24 protein-coding genes and 1 pseudogene are annotated in these 23760 nt (G+C 63.5%); 15 read left to right on the forward strand and 10 right to left on the reverse strand.

From position 1 onward, the window contains the following. From G3N97_RS09170 to G3N97_RS09190, 5 genes and pseudogenes are all read left to right on the forward strand, one after another. Positions 1 to 224 (forward strand): annotated as a pseudogene (locus G3N97_RS09170) (hypothetical protein); the annotation flags it as partial. A gap of 100 nt (positions 225 to 324) precedes the next feature. Continuing rightward, the gene (locus tag G3N97_RS09175) at positions 325 to 921 is read left to right on the forward strand and encodes a type 1 glutamine amidotransferase domain-containing protein (protein WP_205992928.1); all 597 of its coding nucleotides are present in this window, start codon (positions 325 to 327) and stop codon (positions 919 to 921) included. 23 nt (positions 922 to 944) lie between these two features. Next, positions 945 to 1217: a DUF1488 domain-containing protein gene (locus G3N97_RS09180; protein WP_205992929.1), complete on the forward strand. Its 273-nt coding sequence runs from the start codon at positions 945 to 947 to the stop codon at positions 1215 to 1217. 19 nt (positions 1218 to 1236) lie between these two features. After that, a complete protein-coding gene (locus tag G3N97_RS09185; RefSeq protein WP_205992930.1) occupies positions 1237 to 1824 on the forward strand; it encodes a hypothetical protein in 588 nt (195 codons plus the stop codon). 62 nt (positions 1825 to 1886) lie between these two features. Further along, complete coding sequence (locus G3N97_RS09190; RefSeq protein ID WP_205992931.1) at positions 1887 to 2051, forward strand: DUF1328 family protein; 165 nt, start codon at positions 1887 to 1889, stop codon at positions 2049 to 2051. A 62-nt stretch (positions 2052 to 2113) separates the two neighbouring features. Here G3N97_RS09190 and G3N97_RS09195 read toward each other — a convergent pair whose 3' ends face one another. Continuing rightward, positions 2114 to 3022 (reverse strand): LysR family transcriptional regulator, encoded by a 909-nt coding sequence (locus G3N97_RS09195; RefSeq protein ID WP_065065433.1) that lies wholly within the window; start codon positions 3020 to 3022, stop codon positions 2114 to 2116. A 96-nt stretch (positions 3023 to 3118) separates the two neighbouring features. Between G3N97_RS09195 and G3N97_RS09200 the strand changes: the two genes are divergently transcribed. The 5 genes from G3N97_RS09200 (at position 3119) to G3N97_RS09220 (ending at position 8950) form a co-directional block, all read left to right on the forward strand. Continuing rightward, entirely contained in the window at positions 3119 to 4753 is a 1635-nt protein-coding gene (locus G3N97_RS09200) for an ATP-dependent acyl-CoA ligase (protein WP_205992932.1), read from the forward strand. Between the two features lie 271 nt (positions 4754 to 5024). Then, positions 5025 to 6266, forward strand: coding sequence for an MFS transporter (locus G3N97_RS09205; RefSeq protein ID WP_241030486.1), 1242 nt, complete (start codon positions 5025 to 5027; stop codon positions 6264 to 6266). 26 nt (positions 6267 to 6292) lie between these two features. Further along, the gene (locus G3N97_RS09210) at positions 6293 to 7471 is read left to right on the forward strand and encodes a thiolase family protein (protein ID WP_205992934.1); all 1179 of its coding nucleotides are present in this window, start codon (positions 6293 to 6295) and stop codon (positions 7469 to 7471) included. Then, complete coding sequence (locus G3N97_RS09215) at positions 7468 to 7794, forward strand: zinc ribbon domain-containing protein (protein WP_205992935.1); 327 nt, start codon at positions 7468 to 7470, stop codon at positions 7792 to 7794. The genes G3N97_RS09210 and G3N97_RS09215 overlap by 4 nt, the downstream gene beginning before the upstream one ends. Positions 7795 to 7849: 55 nt before the next feature. Beyond that, a complete protein-coding gene (locus G3N97_RS09220; protein WP_205992936.1) occupies positions 7850 to 8950 on the forward strand; it encodes a porin in 1101 nt (366 codons plus the stop codon). 69 nt (positions 8951 to 9019) lie between these two features. Here the strand turns inward: G3N97_RS09220 and G3N97_RS09225 are convergent, their stop codons facing one another. Continuing rightward, complete coding sequence (locus tag G3N97_RS09225; RefSeq protein WP_205992937.1) at positions 9020 to 9814, reverse strand: SDR family oxidoreductase; 795 nt, start codon at positions 9812 to 9814, stop codon at positions 9020 to 9022. A 160-nt stretch (positions 9815 to 9974) separates the two neighbouring features. On the opposite strand from G3N97_RS09225, the gene G3N97_RS09230 reads away from it, so the two are divergent. Both G3N97_RS09230 and G3N97_RS09235 read left to right on the forward strand, forming a co-directional pair. Next, the gene (locus G3N97_RS09230) at positions 9975 to 11192 is read left to right on the forward strand and encodes a YbfB/YjiJ family MFS transporter (RefSeq protein ID WP_205992938.1); all 1218 of its coding nucleotides are present in this window, start codon (positions 9975 to 9977) and stop codon (positions 11190 to 11192) included. A 215-nt stretch (positions 11193 to 11407) separates the two neighbouring features. Next, positions 11408 to 12613, forward strand: coding sequence for an NAD(P)/FAD-dependent oxidoreductase (locus G3N97_RS09235; protein WP_205992939.1), 1206 nt, complete (start codon positions 11408 to 11410; stop codon positions 12611 to 12613). A gap of 103 nt (positions 12614 to 12716) precedes the next feature. Here G3N97_RS09235 and G3N97_RS09240 read toward each other — a convergent pair whose 3' ends face one another. Genes G3N97_RS09240 through G3N97_RS09250 form a run of 3 tightly spaced genes read right to left on the reverse strand, consistent with a single transcriptional unit; the run spans position 12717 to position 16118 of the window. Continuing rightward, positions 12717 to 13238, reverse strand: coding sequence for an Rrf2 family transcriptional regulator (locus G3N97_RS09240; protein WP_205992940.1), 522 nt, complete (start codon positions 13236 to 13238; stop codon positions 12717 to 12719). A 59-nt stretch (positions 13239 to 13297) separates the two neighbouring features. After that, positions 13298 to 13900 carry a TetR/AcrR family transcriptional regulator gene (locus G3N97_RS09245; protein ID WP_205992941.1) on the reverse strand — a complete coding sequence of 201 codons (603 nt, stop codon included), beginning with the start codon at positions 13898 to 13900 and terminating at the stop codon, positions 13298 to 13300. A gap of 58 nt (positions 13901 to 13958) precedes the next feature. Continuing rightward, positions 13959 to 16118 carry a phospholipase C, phosphocholine-specific gene (locus G3N97_RS09250; RefSeq protein ID WP_205992942.1) on the reverse strand — a complete coding sequence of 720 codons (2160 nt, stop codon included), beginning with the start codon at positions 16116 to 16118 and terminating at the stop codon, positions 13959 to 13961. 224 nt (positions 16119 to 16342) lie between these two features. Between G3N97_RS09250 and G3N97_RS09255 the strand changes: the two genes are divergently transcribed. Further along, positions 16343 to 16603, forward strand: coding sequence for a hypothetical protein (locus G3N97_RS09255; RefSeq protein WP_205992943.1), 261 nt, complete (start codon positions 16343 to 16345; stop codon positions 16601 to 16603). 93 nt (positions 16604 to 16696) lie between these two features. Here the strand turns inward: G3N97_RS09255 and G3N97_RS09260 are convergent, their stop codons facing one another. The 3 genes from G3N97_RS09260 to G3N97_RS09270 form a co-directional block, all read right to left on the reverse strand. Next, positions 16697 to 16903 carry a hypothetical protein gene (locus G3N97_RS09260; protein ID WP_205992944.1) on the reverse strand — a complete coding sequence of 69 codons (207 nt, stop codon included), beginning with the start codon at positions 16901 to 16903 and terminating at the stop codon, positions 16697 to 16699. A gap of 109 nt (positions 16904 to 17012) precedes the next feature. Next, entirely contained in the window at positions 17013 to 17573 is a 561-nt protein-coding gene (locus tag G3N97_RS39360) for a response regulator (RefSeq protein ID WP_241030484.1), read from the reverse strand. A 15-nt stretch (positions 17574 to 17588) separates the two neighbouring features. Next, positions 17589 to 17843 (reverse strand): DUF2795 domain-containing protein, encoded by a 255-nt coding sequence (locus G3N97_RS09270; RefSeq protein ID WP_205992945.1) that lies wholly within the window; start codon positions 17841 to 17843, stop codon positions 17589 to 17591. A gap of 220 nt (positions 17844 to 18063) precedes the next feature. On the opposite strand from G3N97_RS09270, the gene G3N97_RS09275 reads away from it, so the two are divergent. Further along, positions 18064 to 19308: a GGDEF domain-containing protein gene (locus G3N97_RS09275; protein ID WP_205992946.1), complete on the forward strand. Its 1245-nt coding sequence runs from the start codon at positions 18064 to 18066 to the stop codon at positions 19306 to 19308. A gap of 825 nt (positions 19309 to 20133) precedes the next feature. Further along, a complete protein-coding gene (gene cqsA / locus G3N97_RS09280; protein WP_205992947.1) occupies positions 20134 to 21441 on the forward strand; it encodes an alpha-hydroxyketone-type quorum-sensing autoinducer synthase in 1308 nt (435 codons plus the stop codon). A gap of 52 nt (positions 21442 to 21493) precedes the next feature. On the opposite strand, the gene G3N97_RS09285 is transcribed toward cqsA, so the two are convergent. After that, positions 21494 to 22519 (reverse strand): response regulator, encoded by a 1026-nt coding sequence (locus G3N97_RS09285; protein WP_065065418.1) that lies wholly within the window; start codon positions 22517 to 22519, stop codon positions 21494 to 21496. Further along, the gene (locus tag G3N97_RS09290; protein ID WP_346778038.1) at positions 22516 to 23730 is read right to left on the reverse strand and encodes a HAMP domain-containing sensor histidine kinase; all 1215 of its coding nucleotides are present in this window, start codon (positions 23728 to 23730) and stop codon (positions 22516 to 22518) included. Before G3N97_RS09290 ends, G3N97_RS09285 begins: the two co-directional genes overlap by 4 nt. Between the last annotated feature and the right edge of the window lie 30 nt (positions 23731 to 23760).

The following is a 23760-nucleotide window of genomic DNA, read 5'->3' on the forward strand; positions in this document are numbered from 1 at the left end:
TGGGCGCGGCAGGCATGGCGCCGAACACCGCCACGGGCAGCACCGGCGCGAACGGCGACACCAGCGGCTACGGCTCGCCTGGCAGCACGGGCGTGGGCGGCGGCATGGGCACCGGCACGGGCTCGACGCCGAACAAGGCGCCCGCGACTGCGCCAGGCAACAACGGCAATAGCGGCAACATGCAGTCGATGCCGCAAAGCACCTCGCCGAATACCACGCAGTGATGCGCTCGATTCTTCACTCAACCTCAGGCATCCGGCTTGCGCTAGTTCGTCCATGATGACGTGAGCCGATGCTGCAGCGACACCGTCGAAGGAGTGCGTGATGACGAGCGAATTGAAGGGTTTGAAGCATTGCAAGGTGGCGATACTCGCCGTGGATGGATTCGAGGAAGTGGAGCTCACCGAGCCGCAGAAGGCGCTGATCGAAGCGGGTGCGCGTGTCGAGGTGATATCGAGCGAGCCCGGCGAAATTCAGGGCTTTCGTCATGTCGATAAAGGGTCGCGCGTGAAAGTCGATCGCACCTTCGCACAAGCGAAGCCCGACGACTACGACGCCGTGGTGCTGCCCGGCGGCGTGATCAACGGCGACGCGATTCGTCTGATTCCCGAGGCGCAGGCATTCGTGAAATCGGCCAACGCTGCACACAAGCCCATCGCGGCGATCTGCCATGGCGGCTGGCTTCCGGTATCGGCGGGCATCGTGAAGGGGCACACCATGACGAGCTGGCCTTCTCTGCAGGACGATATTCGCAACGCGGGCGGCACGTGGGTCGATCAGCGCGTGGTGCGTGACGGCAATCTCGTCACGAGTCGCAAGCCTGATGATCTGCCGGCCTTCAACGCCGAATTGATCGCATGCCTCACCGCGTCGCTCAAGAGTGAGTACGCATCCCGTCACGCGGGCAAGTCGCAGCGCTGATCGTTATCGATAAGGATTTCGATATGAATATCCACTACCGGAACGATGCGCCGCAATTCGACGGCGCGAATCTGATGATGCATTTCGTCGCCGAAGTGGACGGCGAGCTGCTCGATTGCGCGATCACCGCCGAAGCACTCGAAGATCACTTCGGCGCGGAATCGGCGCTTGAAGGACAACTGCAGGACGCCTACGCGCGCGGTCGTGCACGTATTCGCACCGTGTGCAGCGAGGCGATCGAACAGACTGGCGGCAGCGTGGTGCTGCATAGCGGGCGCTTCCGCATGTCGGATTGATCGAGCAAGGAGAACGATTATGTCTCTAATCGTTGCAAGCCGCTTCACGACGTTCAATGACGCCGAAGCGGCCATCGGACGGTTGCACAACAGCGGCTTCGTCGACGACGATGTCTCGCTGTTCTACGTGAATCCAGGCGGCCAGCACGCCCGCTTTCCCGTGGGCGGCGACCGCTTTGCCGATCCCCAGTCACGCTGGGCTTCGCTTGGCGCAGGAGCGGGAGCAGGCGTCGGCGCGCTTGCAGGCGTGGTCATCGCCATCGTGCTTTCGCTCCTCTTTTTACGTTCGCTGCTCGTGCTGGCCGTCGCGGCCGGCGTGGGCGCCTATGTGGGCACCCTCGCGGGCGCGCTGCTGGAAACGCGCGGCGGCGGCCGCGGCGAGCGTCCCGACATCAGTCATGAACCGGACGGCACCCCGCGCGGACGCGAATCGGGCGTCCTCGTGGCCGTGCATGTGAACGCGGAAACGCAGCGCGAAGCCGCCGACGTATTGGGCGCAGCGGGCGGCGTGGAAGTCGAGCGCGCGCACGGCCGCTGGCAACAAGGCAAATGGGCTGATTTCGATCCGACTCAAACCGTCGAGCCCCTGCATTCCGCGCCGCGCTGAATGTGTGCGATTGTGCGCGGCGGTGACTTTTTAAATCGCTTTATCGAAGACCGGAGGACGTCATGCTTCAATACGCAGTTATTTTCTTCATCATCGCGATCATCGCCGCCGTATTCGGTTTCGGCGGCATTGCAGCCGGCGCGGCATCCATTGCGAAGATTCTGTTCTTCATCTTCATCGTGGTGTTTCTCGTTACGCTGTTGCTCGGCGTCGTGCGGCGCGGGTGAAGCTTTCTCGCCAGGATGCTTTAAAAAAACGGCCCGCAAAAATGCGGGCCGTTTTTCTTTGCTTATACCTTGCGTAGCGTGGCGATCGCGAGTTCGCGAAACCAGCGATTGCCGTCGTCGTTATCGAAGGTTTCGTGCCAGTGCACGGTGACTTCGACTTGAGGCATTTCCAGCGGCAGTGGAAAAATCGCAAACTGATCGAGTTCGTTGAAAAAACGCGCGACGCGTTGTGGCAGCGTCACCATCCAGTTCGTGCGTAGAAGGATTTGCGGTACGACGGAAAAATGCGGTACGCGCAGTGCAATCTTGCGATTGAGGCCTGCCGTACGCATCGAATCGTTGATGGTGCGGTGGCTGCTCTCGCTCGACACGACCATGATGTGCTGCATGTCGAGAAAGCGCTCGCGCGACATGCGCCGCGCGGGCAGACCGGCGCGACGGCGTGTCATGCAGACATAAGGCTCGTCGAAGAGCAGCGCGTGACGCGTATGCGGCTTGAGCGCCGGGAGATTGCCGATGGCGAGATCGAGCTGGCCGAGGCGCAATTGCTCGGTCACGTCGGCGACCGGCGACTGGCGCGCTTCGAGCGTCACGTTCGGCGCGACTCGCTGGAGCATTTCGCACAACGGCGGCAGAAAGAATTGCTCGCCCGCATCGGTCATCGATAAATGGAATTCGCGTGAACTGGTGCCCGGATCGAACGGTTCGGCGTGCCGCAACGCTTCGCGTATCGACGCAATCGCGCGCCCGAGCGGCAGCGCGAGTTGCTGCGCCGTTGGCGTGGGCAGCATGCCATCAGGAGAGCGAACGAATAATGGATCGTCGAATAGAGCGCGCAAGCGGCCCAGTGCATAACTGATGGCGGGTTGCGAAAGACCGAGACGTTCGCCCGCACGCGTGAGACTGCGCTCCTCGAGGATCGCCTGAAACACGCGCACGAGATTCAGATCGGCATCGTTGAAATCCGCCATATTTATGCACTTGATAATATTGATGAATTTGACAGATATCTTAGCTCAAACCTAGACTCGTCTCATCCATTTCAAGGGGACGGTCTTATGGGTTGCATGGACCAGGATGCCGCGCTGTCGAGCGAGGCCCGGCAGTCGGCACAGCGTCTCGCGTTGCCGGCCTTGCTGCAAGCACGCGCCGCACGCGATGGCGACGCGCCGCTGTTCTCGGATCGACGCACGCGCTGGAGCGCCGCTCAGGCGCTCGATATTGCGGCTCGGCGCGCGGGAACGCTGGTGGCGCAAGGGATTCGTCGCGGCGACCGTGTTGCGCTGCTGTGCAGCAATCGCAGCGAATTCATGGAGATCGTGCTGGGATGCGGCTGGCTCGGCGCGGTGGTCGTGCCGATCAACACGGCTTCGCGCGGCATGCAGCTCGAGCACATTCTCGCGAATTCGGGCGCGCGTTTGCTGGTCGCCGAAACGCAATTAGTGAGCGCTGTCTACGCGCTCGACGCAGCGCGCATCGTCCTCGAATCGATCTGGCTGATCGACAGCCGCGAAGACGGCGAAGCGGACGAAACGGCACGAAGCGCCGCAACACCGGTTCAACGGCAAACGCTGCCGCCACTCGCGGAGCCGATTCCCGCTGCCGATCTCGGCGACGGCGATCCGTTGGCGATTCTCTATACCTCGGGCACGTCGGGGCTCTCGAAGGGCGTGATTTGCCCGCACGCGCAGTTCTTCTGGTGGGCGCGTTATACGGCGGCCAATCTCGGCGTCGTGCGTGGCGACGTGCTTTACACCTGCCTGCCGCTATTTCATACGAATGCGCTCAATGCGTTTTTTCAGGCGCTGACTTCCGATGCCGAACTGGTCGCCGACCGTCGTTTTTCAGCGAGCGGTTTCTTCGGCGCGCTGATCGAAACGAACGCGACCGTGACCTACGTGCTCGGCGCAATGGTGCCGATATTGCTGGGCCGCGCGGCGACAGAACAGGAGCGCGCGCATCGTGTGCGGATCGCGCTTGCTCCGGGCGTGCCGGGGCATTTTCAACAGGCATTCACCGACCGTTGCGGCATCGCTTTGCTCGACGGTTATGGATCGACGGAAACCAATTTTGTTCTGGGTGGCGGCATCGACGAGCAGCGCCCTGGTTTGATGGGCAAACTCGCATCGGGCTTCGACGCTCGCGTAGTGGATGAAAACGACCATCCTCTGCCCGACGGCGTCGCGGGCGAATTAATCGTTCGCGCCGATACGCCTTTCGCTTTCGCGAGCGGTTATTTCGGCATGCCCGACAAGACCGTGGAAGCGTGGCGCAATCTCTGGTTTCATACTGGCGACCGCGTGGTGCGCGAAGCCGACGGCTACTATCGCTTCGTCGATCGCCTCAAGGATGCCATTCGTCGACGCGGCGAAAATATTTCTTCATACGAAGTGGAGCAGGTACTGCTGAGCCATCCCGCCGTGGAGACAGCGGCGGTGTTCGCGGTGCAATCCGAATTCGCCGAAGACGAGGTGATGGCGTCGCTCGTGCTGCGCGAAGGCGCGATGCTCGAAGCGCTCGAACTGATTCGCTTTTGTGAGCCGCGTCTGCCGTATTTCGCGGTGCCGCGTTTTCTCGATTTCGTCGGCGATCTGCCGCGCACGGAGAACGGCAAGATCCAGAAATACAAACTGCGCGAGCGCGGCATTACCGCGACTGCGTGGGATCTGGAGAAGTCGGGTTATAAATTGAAGCGCACGTAAAGGGCGCGAAAAGAGCCTTTAAAGAAGCGATAAAACGTTCGCCCGTCTCGCATCGAACGAGACTGGAATCATCCCGGCGCGCGGGACATGTGCGCCCCATAAATGCAGCACCCCATCGGATGTGCCGTCACACGGCACTGGAGGCAGCATGGCAAGCACCTCGACCTGCCGCGCGGACGCGCCCGGCGCTTCACAGAAAGACGCACACGAACACGGTGTCACTCAATCCGATGTCGTTGCGCGCGATCCGCGCGCGTTGCGTCGCATCGTCATGGCTTCCGTCGCGGGCAATGCGCTCGAATGGTACGACTTCTTTCTCTATAGCACGGCGGCCGCGCTGGTATTCGGCGAATTGTTCTTTCCCAAAGGCACCGATCCATTGATCGGCACGCTCGCGGCTTTCGCGGGCTTCGCCGTGGGTTTCGCGGCGCGCCCATTCGGTGGCGTGTTGTTCGGCCATATCGGCGACCGCTATGGACGCAAGGGCGCGCTCGTCTGGACGCTCTCGCTGATGGGCGGCGCCACGTTTCTGATCGGCTTGCTGCCCACGTACGGCCAGGTCGGCATGTGGGCGCCCGCGCTGCTCGTGGTGCTGCGCGTGGTGCAAGGCGTGGCGTCGGGTGGCGAGTGGGGCGGCGGCGTGCTCATGATCAGCGAATCGGCGCCGCCGGAAAAGCGCGGCTTTTACGCGTCGTGGAGCCAGATCGGTGTCGGTGGCGGCTTCGTGTTGTCGGCGGCCGTGTTCTTCGCCGTGCAGATGCTCCCACACGACAGCTTCATGAGTTGGGGCTGGCGCGTGCCGTTTCTGCTGTCCATCGTGATCTTCGGCGTGGGTGTCTATATTCGCTCGACGCTGCCGGAAAGCGCGGAGTTCGCGAAGTCCGAAGCCGCCGGCAAGACCTCGCATATGCCCGTGCTCGATGCGATCCGAAAGCATCCGCGCGCGATTCTGGTGGCAATGGGTCTGCGCGTTGCGGAAAACGGCGGCTCGTATATCTTTCTCGCGTTTTCGCTTGTCTACGGCAAATTCATCGGCATTCCGGGCGCGGTGATGCTGGCGGGCGTGATGGTTTCGATGACGGTCGAACTCGTCACGATGCTGCTCTGGGGACGGCTTTCGGATCGCATTGGCCGCAAGCCGGTTTATCTGATCGGCGCGGTGGGACTCATGGTGGTCGCGTTCCCGTTCTTCTGGCTGCTCGATACGCAGGTGCCCGCGCTCGTCTGGCTCGCGTTGCTGCTGGGTAATGCGGTTTGTCACGGTGCGATGATCGGCACGCAACCGAGCCTGATGGGCGAACTCTTCAGCACGGAAGTACGCTACTCCGGCATGGCGCTCGGGCATGAAATTGCCTCGGTGTTCGCGGGCGGTCTGTCGCCGCTGGTCGCGACTGCACTGCTGGCGAAGTATCACGCCGCCTGGCCTGTTGCGCTGATGTTGATGGCGATGGGCGCGATTACCGTCGTTGCACTGATCTGCACGCGCGAAACCGTGCGTCGTGAAGCGCAATGACTCCAATCGATAAGGATATCGAATCAATGCAATCGAATGCTTATGATGGCGCGTTGCTGTGTGCGGGCGTGGAAGTGCCGTATCGGCGTCAGGCGCCGGAAGGTACGACCGGCGATCTGCTGGCGCAAGCCTTCGACGCCGCGCTCGCCCAATCGGGATTCACGGCGCGCGAGGTCGATGGCCTGGGCGTGGCGTCGTTCACGCTCGCGCCCGATCACGCGATCGACATGGCGTGGCGTCTTGGCCTGAGTCCGCGCTGGTGCATGGACGACTGTCATGGCGGGGCGAGCGCGATCAATCTGCTTCAGCATGCAATACGCGCGATCCAGAGCGGCGATGCGAATGTCATCGTGCTGTTGTCGGGCGATCGTTTCGAGCCCGCCGATTTCAAACGCCTCGTCGAGCACTACAACCTGACCACGCGCACGTGGCTGCGTCCGCTCGAAAGCGGCGGCCCGAATGCGCTGTTCGCGATGCTCACGCAGCGCCACGCGCAACGACACGGCTTGTCGCGCGCCGATTACGGTGCGCTTTGCGTGGCGCAGCGCGAATGGGCCGCGCGCAATCCGCAGGCGGTGTATCGCACGCCGCTTTCACTGGACGACTATCTGCACGCGCCTGTCGTGGCCGAACCGCTGGGCCGCTACGACTGCGTGCCGGTGGTGTGCGGCGCGAATGCCGTCGTGGTCGCGCGCGCCGATCTCGCGAAGCCGGGTCGTCATGTGGCCGTGCGCGCGTTGCAGTGTCGCTACAACGCGGATCATCAGGCCGGAGACGGTCTGCAGACCTCGCTCGCGACGCTCGCGCCGGAGCTTTGGCGCACGGCGAACGCCGCGCCGGATGACATGGATCTCGCCTGTGTCTACGACGATTATCCGGTGATGACGCTCGTGCAACTCGCCGATCTCGGCTTCGCGCCCGATGGCGATCTGCGCGCGCTGATCGCACGTATCGCCACGCATGCGTTGCCCGTCAACACCTCGGGCGGCCAGTTGTCGGCAGGGCAGGCGGGCGCGGCGGGCGGCATGCATGGCCTCGTGGAAGCCATTACGCAATTGCGCGGCACAGCGGGCGAACGCCAGGTCGCGCGAGCGCGACGCGCGCTGGTGAGCGGCTATGGCATGGTCGAATATCGCTACGGCATGTGCGCGAACGCGGTCGTGCTCGAAGCCGTGCAAGGCGAAGTGCAAGGAGAAGCGCAATGACGCTCGACGTATTTCGCTGCACAGCGTGCGGCACGACACTCTTTCCCGCGCGCTATCGCTGTCCCGCATGCGGCGGCGCGCAGTGGGCGACGTTGGCCGCCGCGAGTGGCAAGGTTGTCGCGGCCACGACGGTGACGCATCGTGTCGGCGCCGCCGGAGCGGGCGAGGTTCATCTCGCGAGCGTCGAGACCGAGGCCGGTCCGATGATCATCGCCCGTCTCGAATCGGCCGCGCGCGAGGGCGACACCGTTTCGCTCGATGTCGACGACGAACACCGCATCGTGGCGCGCACGCGCTCTGCATCGAACCCGCAAGTCCGCTAACCAGTTCAAAGGGGAAGTCGTGAGGAAGCCGTTCGCTTATATCATGTATTTCGGAATGCTTACGTTATCGGGAATCTCCGGAATCGCGCACGCGCAGAGCAGCGTGACGATCTACGGCATCATCGACGACGGCGTGACCTGGAGCAGCAATCAGGGCGGTCATAGTGCGGTTCAACTGCACAGCAGCATCTCGCAGGGCAATCGCTGGGGCCTGCGTGGCAACGAGGATCTGGGCGGCGGCACGAGCGCGATATTTCGGCTGGAGAATGGCTTCAACGTCAATACCGGTGCGATGAGCCAGGGTGGCCGCCTGTTCGGCCGACTTGCCTACGTGGGGCTCGCGAACGAGCATTACGGCACACTCACGCTGGGCCGCCAGGGCGAGGCGATCGGCGACTATATTGGCACGCTGTCGGCCAACGGCAGTTTGCCGGGCGGCATCCTGTTTCCGCATCCGGGCGACCTCGACAACAACGGCATCGACTTTCACCTGAACAACGCGGTGCGCTATGTCACGCCGACGGTGGCCGGTTTCAGCGGCATGGCCACGTACAGTTTCGGCGGCGTGGCAGGCAATATGGCGCAGAACAGTGCGAAGTCGTTCGCGCTGCAATACATCAACGGCAGCCTGCAACTGGTGGGCGCGTTCACGTCGATCGATCATCCCGCGCAAGCCGTGCCGGAAGGCGTGTGGACCGCGTCCAATACCGTGAGCGGCAATTACGGGCTCGCGGCGGGCAGCTACAAGGTGTTTGGACTTGGCGCGGCGTACACGATCGGATCGCTCAAACTCAGCGCGGACTGGACGCATACGCAGTTCGGCGATCTCGATCCCACGCTCGGTGCGAAGATCGGTGGCCATGTGACTTTCAATATCGGCGAAATCGTGGCGAGCTATATGCTCACGCCGACTTTGCAACTGGGCGCGGCTTATAGCTATACGGAGGGCAATGTGTCCGCCACGGGGCAGGCGCCGCATTATCACGAAGCCGATGCCAGCGTGGATTACTACCTCTCGAAGAGCACCGACGTCTACGCGAGCGCAACCTATATGCGCGCGGGCGGCGGGGCAGTGGCGGATCTCGCGCCGGTATTGTCGGCGTCGAGTTCGATCAATCAGGTGGCGTTGCGGCTGGGGATTCGCAAGCGGTTTTGAAGTAAAACATCGCGTGGCGCGAATCGGAATGATCGTGCCACGCGAGTTAGTCAGGATGTCGAATTAAATTCAGGCGATGGTATCGACCACGCCGCCGTCCACGCGCAGCGCCGCGCCCGTGGTGGCGGAAGCCTGCGTCGAGCACGCATAGACGACCATGTTCGCCACTTCCTCCACGCTCGCGGCGCGGCGGATGATCGACGAAGCGCGGTGTTGCTGCACGAACGCCGCTGCCACTTCTTCCACGGGTTTGCCGGTCTTCGCCACTTCTTCCTTCAGCATGGCTTCGACGCCTTCCGAAAGCGTCGGTCCGGGCAGCACAGAATTCACCGTCACGCCAGTGCCGGCGAGTCGTTTGGCGAGGCCGCGTGCCACGGCGAGTTGCGCAGTCTTGGTCATGCCGTAGTGAACCATGTCGGCGGGAATATTGAGTCCCGATTCCGACGAAATAAACACGATGCGCCCCCATCCCTGCTTGGCCATCGCGCCCGCGTAGGCGCGCGAAAGACGCACGCCCGACATGACGTTGGTTTCGAAAAAGCGCAGCCACTCGCTATCGGGAATCTCGAAGAAGTCCTGCTGCTGAAACACGCCGAGATTGTTCACGAGGATATCGACTTTCGGATGCGCTTTCACGAGCGCCTCGCAGCCCTGCGCATTCGACAGATCGCCGACGAAACCCTGCACCTGCGCGCCCGGCACCGCGGCGCGGACGGCGGCTTCGGCTTCGCTCACGTTACCGGCGTGGCGGCTGCTCACGATCACGGTCGCGCCGCTCTCCGCGAGTCCTTTGGCGGTGGCGAGGCCGATGCCCGCCGCCGAACCGGTTACGAGCGCGAGCTTTCCAGACAGGTCGATCTTCATCGTGGCTCCTTGCAATCGATTGGGGGATGAACGGAACGGGCAGTGTACTGCGCGGATTGTCCGGCTGCGCTCAGGGCTTGCATTTTATTTCGATCGATATAGAATTCGTCGTTACTGTATCGATTGATATAAAACGGATTCATCCGGAAGGAAAGCAAACATGTCAGCCCCGCCCTCCACGCTTGGTGTCCGTGCGCCCGAGCGGCTCGACGCCGCGGCCCTGTTCGCAACGCTTGCGGGTCTGTGTGGCAGCTTCGTCGCCATCGGTCTCGCGCGTTTCGCGTACACGCCGCTGATTCCGCAGCTGATCCAAGCGCACTGGTTCACGGCTTCGCAGGCCGTTACGCTCGGCGCGGCCAACTTCGCCGGGTATTTGCTGGGCGCGTTGCTCGGGCGGCCCATCGCGCACGCGCTCACGAACCGGCACGCGCTGCGCGTGCTCATGGCGACGGCCACGATCGCGTTTTTCGCGTGCGCGTACCCGCTGTCCGTCGCGTGGTTTTTCGCGTGGCGGCTCGCATCCGGCGTGGCGGGCGGCGCGATCATGGTGCTGGTCGCCACATCGATTCTTCCGCACGTGCCGCCCGCGCGCCGCGGCTTTGTGAGCGGAATGATCTTTCTCGGGCTGGGTCTGGGCATTGCCGCTTCGGGCACGCTGATTCCGTCGTTGCTGCACTATGGGTTGCGCGCGGCGTGGTTCGGGCTGGGTGCGCTCGCGTCGCTGCTCACGGCGATCAACTGGTTCGGCTGGCCGCGCACCGACGCGCCGGTTGCCGCCGTGTCCGCGCCTGCGCATCGCGCTGCGTTACCGACGCAAACAGCGTTGCGCGTGCTGTACGCGCAGTACGCGGCCAATGCGCTCGGTCTCGTGCCGGTCATGGTGTTGCTCGTCGATTATGTGGCGCGCGGTCTCGGGCGCGGCGCGTCGACGGGCGCGCATATCTGGGTGCTCTACGGCATGGCGGCGATTGCAGGGCCGATCGTGTGCGGACAACTCGCCGACCGCATCGGCTTCAAGCTCGCATGGCGTTTCGCGCTGGCGATTCAGATGTTTGCTGTCGCGTTGCTTGCGATGTCGAATCACACGGCCGCGATTTTCGTGGCCACGCTGATTCTCGGTGCGTTGACGCCGGGCGTCGTGCCGCTCGCGCTCGGCCGCATTCACGAGCTGGTGCCGCATGATCATCTCGAGCAACGGGCCGCATGGAGCCGCGCCACGACGGCGTTCGCACTTTTTCAGGCGCTGGGCGGCTACGGATATTCCTTCCTCTTCTCGCACACGCACGAAAACTACGCGCTGATTTTCGCGTGCGGCGCGGTGGCGCTTGCACTTGCTTTTGCGGCGGATCTGGCGTCCCATCGCTTATCCAGACGCTGATGCGCGAATAACTGCGCCGTCGATCCCATGCGCCCGCATGCTTCAAAGCATGCGGGCGTTTTTACGTGTGATTGATCGGATGAATACGCGTGAACCTGTTTTCGCTCAGCCCGGACAACAGTGTGTTTCGTTAACGTGCATTGTCGCGTTAAACTACGACTCATAGAATCCGAGTTACACGTTGCGACGGTGCAACGATCCACAGGAGCAGCAGCATGTCCAAGCGTATTTTGATTATCGGGGCCGGTTTCGCCGGCATGTGGAGCGCACTGAGCGCGGCGCGTTTGATCGACGAAGCGGGTCGCGCGGACGTCGAAGTCGCCCTGATCGCGCCGGAGCCGCATCTGCACGTGCGTCCGCGACTGTATGAAGAAGGGCCGGAAAACATGAAGGCGCCGCTCACGGACATCTTCCGCGAAGCGGGCGTGAAGTTCGTGCAGGGCAGCGTGGAGCGCATCGATCTCGCCGCTCATGCTGTGCATGGCGTCGATGCGAATCAGCGCGCCTTCACGATGTCCTATGACCGGCTCGTGCTCGCCACGGGCAGCAAGTTGTTCCGCCCGGCCATCGCGGGCCTTGAGGAGCACGCCTTCAGCGTCGATCAGATCGACGAAGCGGCGTTGCTCGAAGCGCATATCCGCAACCTGGCGCAGCAGCCCGACACGCCCGCGCGCAACACGGTCGTGGTGGCGGGCGGCGGCTTCACCGGTATCGAAACGGCCGCGGAAATGCCGGCGCGTTTGCGCGCCGCGCTGGGCGAGCAGGCCAACGTGCGCGTGGTCGTCGTGGAGCGCAACGAGGCGATTGGTCCCGATCTTGGCCCCGGCCCGCGTCCGGTGATCGAGCAGGCGCTGAGCGAACTCGGCGTGCAGTGGAAACTGGGGCAGGGCGTGAGCGCGGTCGATGCGCAGGGTGTGACCCTGGCCGACGGCGAGCGCATCGCGTCGAATACGGTGATCTGGACGGCCGGCGTGCGTGCGAGCGCGTTGACCGAGCAGATTCCCGCGCGTCGCGACGCGGCGGGCCGTCTTTATGTGGATCGCCATCTCGCGGTCGAGGGCGTGCCGGGCGTGTACGCAACGGGCGACGTCGCGAGCGCGGCCACCGACGACGAGGGCAACCGCACGCTCATGTCGTGTCAGCACGCGATGAATCTCGGCCGCTCGGCCGGGCACAACGCCGCCGCCGATCTGCTGGGTCTCGACGCGCTGCCGTACAGCCAGCCGAAATACGTGACCTGTCTCGATCTCGGCCCGTGGGGCGCGGTCTATACGGAAGGCTGGGAACGCGAAGTGAAGATGAGCGGCCAGGAAGCCAAGGCGCTCAAGCATCGCATCAACACCGAATGGATCTATCCGCCGCGCGCGGAGCGTGAAGAGGTGTTCGCGTCCGCCGATCCGCGCCGGATCGTGGTGGCCTGAGCCCGCTGCGCTGAGTGTAGGAAATGAAAAAGGCCCTTGAACAAGGGCCTTTTTTCATAATTTCCGCCAACGCGAAAATTAACGCGCGAGCTGAGGTATGTATTTAAGCCCGATCGCTGCGGCGATTGGCGGCGCGGTCGGCGAACCACTCGACCACGTGATGCGCGTGGCTCGCAGGCGCCTTGGAATGCGCGCGGGAAGCGAGATCGGCGAGCGTGTGCTTTTCGAGTTCCGCACGCATGCTGCGCTCGGCGGCCTGCATGACGGCGTGGATCGAGCAGGTGCCGCGCGTGGCCCAGGCGGGCGCCTCGCCCTCGAACAGCGCGCATTGCGAGCGGATTTCGCGGCAGTCGAACAGACGCTTGTCGCCGTCGATGGCGTCGACCACGTCTTGCACGGTGATGTGTTCCGGCGCGCGCGCAAGCGCGAAGCCGCCGCGCACGCCTTCGGTGGCCGAGACGATGCCCGCCTTCGAGAGGCGCGTGAACAGCTTGGCCGCGTAATCGACCGAGACGCCCTGCATCTCGGCGAGATCGCGCACGCTCGCCTCGCGCACGCCCGAAGGGTTGGCGAGATAGAGCAGGCAATGCAAACCGTATTCGACACCGGTGCTGATGAAAGACATGACGATACCGCGACTGACTGAATCGGAGTTACAAGATTAACACAGGCGAGCGGCGCGCGTCAGGCCGTCTGGGCCGGCAACAAACCCAGCAGCGTGAGCGCGGGCGCGACGGCATGCACGAGCCAGTCGCGCTCCGGTCGAATCCGCGCGATCACGCGCAGGCCCAGCAAGACGGCGAGCAGATGTTGCGCGGCCTCTTGCGCGCCGACTGTCCGCGCAATCTCACCGCTGGCCTGACCGGCTTGCACGCAGCGCAGGAAGAAGTCGCGGATCTGCACGATTTCGGCGGCGAGCGCGTCGCGCAGTTCTTCGTCGTCGGGCGTGGCTTCGAGGACGGAATTGACCATCAGGCAGCCGCGTTTGCCCGGATCGTCGAGCGAGCGCTGCACGGTCTCCGCGAAGAAGCCGGCGATCGCGGTGCCCGGCGTGCCCGCGGCTTCGTGGCGCGCGATGCGCTCGCGCAGCGACTGCTGCAAATAGTGATCGAGCACGCGTAAAAACAGGGCGCGCTTGTCGCCGAACGCGTTATAGAGGCTCGGCTGCGTGAGCCCGGTGGCCTTGACGAGATCGCGCGTGGAAGTGGCTTCGTAGCCGCGCGCCCAGAACGCGTCGCACGCGGCGTTCAGCACGTCGGTTTCGTCGAATTCGCGAGGGCGGCCCATCGATGGCTCCGTGGCAGGGAAGCCATCATTTTAGATCAATCGATATGAAACGGGTGGCTCAGCTTGCCGCGCCCATTTCCGGATCGCTAATGCTGTCTCGACCGGTTTCCACGCGGCCCGCGAAACGGCGCACGGTGGCTTCCGCGCCATTCGCGGCGCTCAGCGTGAAGTCGTACCAGCCGCCCGAGGCGTCGAGCGGCCAGTGCTGCGTGGCGCGTGCGCCAGGCGCGAGCGTGAAGACCCACGGTCCGTCGTGCCGATAGGCGTTCGAGATCACGTTGCAGGTGGCGGATTCGCGGCCTGCGTTGATGATCGCGATGCTGATGCCCGTTGCGCCGCCGTTCGTCGCCACGTCGTAGCTCACCTGAATTTCCACGCTCGCATCGTGCTGCGTGTGATCGACGTTGCCCGCGAAACTGCGATGAAAGCCGTTGGGGCCGAGCACCCAGAGATCGTAGGCGCCCGCGTCCGTGGAAACGGGTGTCCAGGTGTCGGCGAGATGCTTGCCCGCTTCGACGGTATAGCGTCGCGGCGCGCGGTCGAGATGGCGCTTGTCGTAGACGTGAAAGACCGCGCCCGCGCTGCCTTCGTTGCTGAAGACGAGATGCACTTCGCGATGTTTCGCATCGACGCTCGCGTGCGTATGCAGCCGATACGGCAGCGCGCGCGACGGCCGGACGGCGCGCGCCTGATGCGGCATCGTCTGTTCGCTTTCGGCGGGCGCACGCACGGTTTTGAGCGCACTTTGCTGGGCGTTGAGCGCATCGGCGGCGGCGCGCGTGGGCGCGGGAAACGTCGTGGCGGGCCGGTCGTTCGGCGTGCTGAAATTGAAGGCGGAGGTCAGGTCGCCGCAAACGGCGCGCCGCCATGCGCTGATGTTCGGCTCCTGCACGCCGAAGCGCTGTTCGATGAAACGCAGCACCGACGTGTGATCGAACACCTGCGAATTGACGTAGCCGCCCGTGCTCCAAGGCGAGATCACGAACATCGGCACGCGCGGGCCGGGGCCGTAGGGCTGGCCATCGGGCGGCAGCGGTTGTTTATCGCCCGGCGGATTCGGCACCGTGAAATAGTCGTGCTCGGTGCTGACCGTCGACTTGCCCGCATAGCCGCCGCCTTCGAGCGGCGAGGGCACGGCGGGCGGCGGCATGTGATCGAAGAAGCAGTCGTTCTCGTCGTAATTGACGAACAGCACGGTCTTGCTCCAGACCTCGGGATTCGCGGTGAGCGCGTCGAGGATCTGCTGGATGTACCACGCGCCCTGGCCAGGCGTCGAGATCGCCGGATGCTCGCAATAGGCTTGCGGCGAGACGATCCAGCTGACTTGCGGCAGCCGGTTCGCCATGACGTCGTCCTTGAGCGCCTGCAGAAAGCCGCCGTCGGGCATCGTGTTGCCGATGCCTTTGTAAAGCGGCGATTGCGTTTCGATCTCGGGCGTCCACGGCCGGTTCGGCGAGCCTTCGATCGACTCGTGCACTTTGCGGAACGCGGCGAATCCCGCGAGCGGATTGTCGTTGTAGTTGTCGGGCTGGTTTTCGTAGACCTTCCAGCTCACGCCGGCCTGTTGCAGGCGCTCCGGATAAGTGGTCCAGGTCAGGCCCTTGGCCGACTTGTCGAGCCAGTCCCAGTCATTGTTGTTGACCACCGCATAAGGCGCGCCGCCGGGGCCGTTCGTGCCGGTCCACAGGAAGAGGCGATTCGAATTGGTGCCGCCGTGCAGCGAGCAATGATAGGCGTCGCAGATCGTGAAGGCATTCGCGAGCGCGAAATGGAACGGCAGGTCGGCGGCCTGCAGATAGCCCATCGACACGTTGCCCTTCGCGCGCGGCCAGTGCGTCATGCGGCCCGCGTCCCACGCGGCGTGCGCGTCGAGCCATTCGTGCGCGCCGCCCGCGAGCAGCGCGTTGCCCTTGTTCCTGTCGAGGTAGAACGGCAGCAGCGTGCGCTCGCCGTCGCTCTGCTGCCAGACGCTCGCGTCCTGCGGCTGCGGAATCGTGATGCGGTCGCCGAAGCCGCGCACGCCCGGCAGCGTGCCGAGGTAATGATCGAACGAGCGGTTCTCCTGCATGAAGATCACGACATGCTCGACGTCGCGAATCGTGCCGGTGGCGTTGTGCGCGGGGATGGCGAGCGCGCGCCGGATAGCGGGCGGAAACAGGCTCAGCGCGGCGCCGGCCGCGGCGCTGCGCAGAAAGTGACGGCGGTCCTTCGAAGTCATGGTGCGGCGTGCGGTGATCGTGTTGGGCGTGTGCGGGACGAGGCACGCACGAGCATGACACGTTGGCCGCGCGTCTGTGTCCTGCGCGTGCGGTCGCGGCGGTCGTGCTGTGTTTCGTCGACATCGCGAGTTTAAGCCAGCGGACGGCCGACGCGGCATGCAAGCTGCTGCTAATCGGGCAGACGCGCGATCGACACGAAGCGCGCCATTAACGGAGGTGTGCCATGAACGATCATCGCAAGCGTACTGAGCAACGGGCGCCTGAATCGCAGGAGGAGGCGCAGAGCGTGAAGCATCCGCGTCATGAGGGCGGCGAGCCGCTGGCCAGCCGCCATCCGCACGAGCCGCGTTCGGTGGGCGTGCAGGGGCATCGCGACCTCGAGCGCGGTCTGGAGGATACGGACCGTTGGGGTGGCGACGCGTATCAGTCGCGCACGCAAAACGACGCGCAGGCGAACCGGAACGCGAATCCGAAGCGTCGATGAATCGGGTGAATGAATAACGTGCGAATGAAAGGCAGACGACGCGTGCGGCATTGCGCTGCACGCGTCATCTTTGCGCTCGTAAGCGTGACGTAATCAGCCGGACTTGCCGCCGCCGTCGAGTCCCGCGCCCTTGCGCCAGACTTCCTTGCCTTGCTCCGAAAGTTCGCCGCTGCTGTGCGTGGCGTCCGGCTGCGTGCCGTGAACGGCCATATCGCCGCCGGGCGGCTCCTGCGAAGGCTGTTTCTGCTGCTTGCGTTGCGCGACGCGATCGTCCTGCGAGCGTCCTGCGTAATCGGTCATGATGGCCTCCTGAGTGGCGTCGTCATGTTTCAACATGGCGCAATGCGCGTGCCGCGAGGCGCATCCTGAATCGATCAGGATGGCGAAATAATCACGATCAAAGCGCCTATCAAGGCGAGGCCACGCGACGCAAAATATCGAGCAACTGGGACACCGCGAAGGGTTTGCGCAGGAAGCCGACCACATCGGCGTCGGCGGGCGGCGTGACGAGCGCGGACACGAGCACGAGCGGTACGGCCGCAAGCTTGCGGTTGTTGCGCATGGCGCGCATCAGCTCGAGACCGTCCATGCGCGGCATCATGCAATCGGAAATCACCACGTCGGGCGGGTCGGCGAGTGCGCTCTTGAGCGCGTCCGAGCCGTCGGCCGCGGTTCGGACCCGGTAGCCTTCCTGTCCGACCAGCTCTTTCAGCGCATCCAGTGCGTTGCTGTCGTCGTCGACGAGTAATACGGTTGCCATACGTCGTTTACCTGTGCTGCGCGCGTCGACCGCGTCGGTGGTCCCGCCGGCGGTCCTCACATCGCGCGCGCCCTTGTTCTTGCCCTGGCTGCGCCCTTGCTTTAACTGCTGCTCGGGGCGGCCGGTTGCCGGGGACCGTCCGGCACTCCCGGCGGAGCGAGCAAAATGCGTTCCCGGCTGTCCTGAGCGTGTCGTGGTCTGTCCGCGCATAGGCCGACTCCGCGCTCAACCGGCGTTCACGGCGCGCGGCCGCGCCTGGCGGTCGTGCGAGGCGACGATCGACGCCGACACCTCCGAAAAGCTGCCGAAGGCTTCGTCGGGCAACGCGCGTAACGCGTCGATCACGTCGGCGCGCGCGCCCGCGCGTTCGGCGCAGTCGACCAGCGTGCCGGGATGGGCGGGAAAGGTGGCGGCGTCGAGCGCGCGTTCGACGCGCAGGATCAGCGCCTCGCGTGCGACGTCCGGAATCGATGCGGGCATGGCAGTCTCCCTCAAGTCCATTTGCCCTTATTCCAGCAGACGGCGTTCCCGTCGATCCCTGCACGCGCATCGAATAGCCGTGATTCACGCCGATTAAGGGCTTATCCGCGTCGCATATCGACGTCCGCTACTAAAAACCATGCGAGCTTTATGCAATTCGTGCCCTAAACTGACGTGTCCCTTTATCGATCAACACGCCAGCAGCGGCCGCGCGCAGTCCATGCTCAATCCGGTCAATATCCTTCTCGTCACGGTGCTTTCGAGCATCATGAGTCTTGCGATTCTCGGATCGCTGCGGCCCGCGGGCATTCCGGGCGTGAGCCGCTGGATCGGCGCGTATGTGATGGCGAGCATCGCGATCGTGCTTGCGGGCATGCAGCGCATGGGCATGCCGTTCCTCACGGTGCTCGTGTCGAACACGCTGCTCGCGATTGCCGTCACGCGCGCGCTCGAAGGCTGCCGCGAGTTTTTCGGCCTGCGTCCGCGCGTGCCGCTCGCGTGGGCGGGTTGCGCGGCCGTGGCGGCGGGCATTGCGTGGTGGTACTGGGTGGAACCGGATCTCGGCGCGCGCATTGCGCTCATTTCGGTGTTTCATGCGTCGATTTATGGCGCGATCGGCTGGCTCGCGCTGCACGACCGGCCGGCGGGACGGCCGCGCTACAGCTATCGCTTCGTCACCTGGTCGGCATGGCTGGGCGCGCTGGCGCATGGCGTGCGCGGCATCCTCTACGGCGGCGGGTTCGTGCATCAGACCACGCTGCTCGATTCCACGCCGTTCAATGTGGCGTATCTGGCGCTCGGCATTCTCGTGTTGCCCGCGTTGTCGATCGGCATGGTGATGCTCGCGCACGACCGCATGGCGGAGCGGCTCGAACGGCTCGCCAATCGCGACGAACTGACCGGCGCGCTCACGCGCCGCGCCTTCGTGACGCAAGCCGACGCCTTGCTCGACGCCGCCCGCGCGGCGCGCGTACCGCTCGCGCTCGCGATCATCGACATCGACCACTTCAAGGCCGTCAACGATCTGTATGGTCACGCGGCGGGCGACCGCGTGCTGGCGCATTTCGGGCGCGTGATGGCGGCGGGTGTGCGCGAAACCGATTTATTCGGCCGGCTCGGCGGCGAGGAATTCGCGCTGCTGTTTCCGGCGACGATGCGCGAGCACGCCGCCGCACGCGTCGATGCGCTGCGTGTGGCCGCGCTTTCGGTGCGCCGCACGGCGGATCACGCCGCGCCGATTCACAGCATGCCCGACGTGGACGCCGCACAACCGGCGCACGACGGTTTGACGTTCAGCGCGGGCGTGGACGCGCTTGATGACGGCGACACCTTGACCACGCTGATGGCGCGCGCCGACGCGGCGCTCTACGAAGCGAAAATGGGTGGACGCAATCAGGTTGTGAGCGCACGCGCCGCCGTGCCGCGCGACACCATTTCCGCCGCCGACGACACGAAAATTTCATAACGGCATCGGCAAGATTGTCGGTTTCGAGCCGAATAGCGAATGCTGTGTCCTTTATGACGAATTATTTCGTCGACGCGTTTTTCTTTTTCTTTCCCCGATTCGATTGTTGCAGTTTTTTATTTGCCGATAGCCGGTAATTCATGCCTGCCGCATGAAATTCTTGCTGCCGACATGACGTTTCGACGATGGCAAAACCATTTCGGAATGCAAAGCGCATCGAAGCCCGTGAAATGCATCACACCGCTGTTTTTAAAGGATAATTATCGAAGGTGCGATAAACGTTGCTTGCAACGTTTGTTCCAGCTTGCGGTGCGCCATCGTGCGCGCGCCGTGCGCAATCGCACCCCATTCATCGGGCGAGCGTCTTTTATTGAACCCGCGGCAATCGCGCGGGTGTCGAGACGCTCGTTCAAGGCGTAAAGCGCCCGCATCCGCCATTTAATTCGCAGCCGTTTGCGCGCGTCCGGGCGGATGCGTGGCGCGTCGACGGGAGGTCGCGCCACGGGGATATCAGCGCAACATCGCAGCGCGCCGCGTGCACGTCTGCCTGTGCCTGCTTGTGCCTGCCGTGTCCGTTTTGCGCGCATGGGGCGCAGCCGCCACGCGCTGTCCGTGCGCACACGTTTGCGCCCGCCGCGCGCCCTCGTCGCCGCGCGCGCCAGTCTTCCTGTTCGCCATTCATTACCAGCCTGTTGCCTGGATGTCTCGCCATGCCGTTGTGCGCGTGGTGTCCAGGCACGGGCGTATCACCGGCCAGCTATCGCAGTCGATCTCGACCGAGAAGTCGTTAGCGGGGGGCGGCCATCCACCACCAAGGAGCCTGAGATGAAAGCAGTGAATAACACGAATAACAACTGGCGTGACGCACACAACAACGACGCGGGCCTGCCCGCTTTTCTCGCGGCGCGCGTCGACCGCTATTACGAGGCGCGCGTGCAGCAGACGTGGGCGGGCGGTCACATCATGATGGGCCGCGAGCCGGACGCGCAGGCGCTCCATCTGTCGAGCAACGACTATCTGTCGATCGCTCGCCACCCCGAGATTCTCGACGCAATGTGCACGAGCATCCGTTCGGACGGTAACGGTCTGCTGATGTCGGGCATTTTTCTGCACGGCGACGCGTGCCCGCAATTGCTGCTCGAAGACCGTTTCGCGCGCTATATGGGTACGGAAGCGAGCGTGCTGTGTCAGTCCGGTTTCGCGGCGAATACGGGGCTGATCCAGTCGATCGCGAATGCGCAGACGCCGGTGTACGTCGACATGATGGCGCACATGTCGCTGTGGGAAGGCATTCGCAGCGCGGGCGCGAAACCGATCAGCTTCATGCATAACGACGCCGAGCATCTGGAGCAGCGCATTCGCCGTTACGGTCCAGGCATTGTGATGGTCGATTCGGTGTACAGCACGAACGGCAGCGTCTGTCCGTTGCAGGCGTTCGCCGAGGTGTGCGCCGCGCACGATTGCGTGTTCGTGGTCGACGAGTCGCATTCGCTCGGCACGCACGGGCCGCATGGCGCGGGTCTCGTGGCGGAACTGGGTCTCGGCGATCGCGTGCATTTTCGCACTGCGAGTCTGGCGAAAGCGTTTGCGGGACGCGCCGGCATTATCAGTTGCTCGCGGCGCTTTCAGGAGTATTTCAAGTTCGAGGCGCTGCCGGCGATTTTCAGCTCGACGCTGCTGCCGCACGAAACGGCCGGGCTTGCCGCCACGCTCGACGTGATCGAGCGCGACGACTGGCGTCGCACGCGTCTCGCGTCGAATGCGGCTTACGTGCGTTCGAGTCTGGCGGACTTCGGCTACAACCTCAACGGCAGCGAAACGCAGATCGTCGCGCTCGAAGCGGGGCCGGAAACGCAGACCATCGTGCTGCGCGATGCGCTGGAGGCGCGCGGTATTTTCGGCTCGGTGTTTTGCGCGCCTGCCACGGCGCAGAATCGTTCGCTGATTCGCCTGTCGATCAACGCGTCCATGAGCGATGCGGATCTCGAACGGCTCGTCGAGGCATGCAAGGCGATTCGCGACGAGGTGCAGATGTGGAACTGGCCGTCGACGCGGCGTCTGCTCGAGCGTGGCGAAGGCCGTTCGCGCACGCGTCAGGCGCCGGCGCTGATCGAGTTGCCGGAAGCGGCATGATGCAGCCGCACGCGCGTTAGGGTTCTACCGCGTTAACACCGGCGTGGGGCGTTCAGTGCGTGCCCCACGCCGCCTGGATTTCACGGTCGAGGCGCTGCAGATAGCCGTCGTACGGCGCGATGCCGTCGAGCGTGAGGCCGGGCGGCTGCTTGACGATGGAATAGACGTAGCGGCGTTCGCCTTCGAATACCGATGCGGGATGCATGTAGAGCCGCCAGTCCGCGCATTGCGCCGGATAGTAGCCTTCGGTGCGCCAGAAGTAAGGCACGCTGCCGTGGCTGTCGAGTTCGGCGAGGAAATTGGCGGGCGCGCTTTGCTCGACGGCGATCTCGCGCACGCCGCGCAGCGATTCCTCGGTATGGATGATGAGCAGGTAGGCCGTGCCTTCCGCGTCGAACATCAAGAGGCCGTGCGGCTGCCAGGAAAGATAATGTTCGACAATGCCGAGCGAATGAAAAATGCCTTGTACATGCGTGGCGAGCGCGCCGTCCTTGAGAAACGCATATTCCGACACCGCGAGCGCGTCGAGCACGCTGCCGCTGGTTTTATCGAAATGCGCGAGCTGCATGTCGTGAATCGCCTGATTCAGTGTTTCTACTGCGTCGGCTTCATGCTTGCGAATAAAGCGGTCGATCAGTCCTTCGTTGAAACTTTTCACCGCCACGTGTTCGTCGGCCTTGCCGGTGAGCATGATTTTCTTGATCGCGGGATTCGTGAGGCGGCGACAAAATTCGATACCGTTGAGTTCCGGCATATCGTAATCCACTACCACGACCGAAATCGATTCAAATCGCGCCGGCCGGTTCACGAGGCTGCGAATGGCATCCACGCGCATGGCGATCACCTGATGCGCATCGTTTTCCTCGGTGCGGTCGAGATAGGGGCTGAAGATGGGCGAGACGGGATGATCCTGCGCCGCGCGCGCGTTGAGATACTTCAGGCCCTCGCCGGGCGAGCTGAACATCCGGAACGCCAGCTCCGGGTCGAGCTGCAGGCTCAGATTCGAAAGGAATGCCGCACTGTCGTCGACGAAGGCGACCGTGGTTGGCCAGGAAAATGGCTGAATGGCTTTCGTCATGGCGTTGGGAATGTCAAAACGAACTCGGTATATTGGCCTTTGACCGAAGAGCAGGTAATCGCTCCCCCCATCGCTTGCATGACATCGCGGCAGAATGCCAGGCCGATTCCCGCGCCGAGCGATACGTCATCGGTGATGGTGCTTGAAGTATAAAAGCGGGTAAAGATGTGCGGCAAGGCTTCGGATGAAATACCCGTTCCGGTATCGCTGAAAATCAAGCGATTGGCACGTTTTCCTGATTCAAGACGAATAGAAATATGTGCGCCTTCGATACTGCCCATATGGCGGAAGGCGTTTTTTATCAGATTGAACAGGACGTGCACGGTGAGCATTTCCGATCCGGTGAATTCGAAATCGGGCCGCAGATTGCAATGCACGCGCGCGCGGTCGCCTTCGCGAAACGGATAACGCGCCAATGCCGTTTCCACGCAATGCGCGATGGAACACGAACTTGCGTTTTGCATCGTTCCGCCGGTAAAGCGTGCCGTGGCGAGCAGCATGTCGATGATGGCGTTCGAATGCAGCGCTTCCTGCTCGATGCGGCCGACCACGCCCTGCATCGAATGCAGATGCGCCACGCGTATTTTGGGCACCGGCAGACTGTGGCGCTGGGCCAGCAGATAGGTGTCGAGCAGCGCGGGCAGGTAGCGCATGAGGCCGGCGGCGCCCACGCGGATGGCCACGAGCGGCGTGCGCAGTTCGTGCGCGACGCTGCCTGCGGTGGCCAGCATGGCGCGCTCCTGTTCGATCTGGATGCGGTCCTGATCGTAATTCGCAATCGCACCGATGGCGACGGCAAACGAGAAAATCGCCAGATGAGTGAGGTAAATGCCGTTCAGCGAGAAGCTGTCGCTCGTGAGCGTATAGGCGAGCAGCGCCAGCCCGATGCCGACGAGAAACTGCAGCACGAGCATCAGCCAGTCGAGCAGCAGCACCATGACGAAGGCGGCGATCAACGCGCTTTCCACCCACACTTCATTGCCGTTGTTCTTGAACAGCATGAAAGTGAAGAAGAACGGCAAGCCGTAGAGCGTGCAGAAATACCAGTACCACGGCAGGTATTTTTTGATTGCCGCAGGCCAGCGGTCCGGAAACAGAAATGGCGCGAACAGTGCGGAGCCAATCAGGCGCAGCGTGAGATTTTCATACGGCTGCGGAAACAGCACTTTCCAGACGTAGTAATAAAGCGGGAAGCCGATGGTGGCGACCACGGCGAAAGGCCGCATGCGCCGTTTCACGTA

The sequence above is a fragment of the Paraburkholderia sp. Ac-20347 genome, from assembly GCF_017104805.1.
Classification (GTDB): domain Bacteria; phylum Pseudomonadota; class Gammaproteobacteria; order Burkholderiales; family Burkholderiaceae; genus Paraburkholderia; species Paraburkholderia tropica.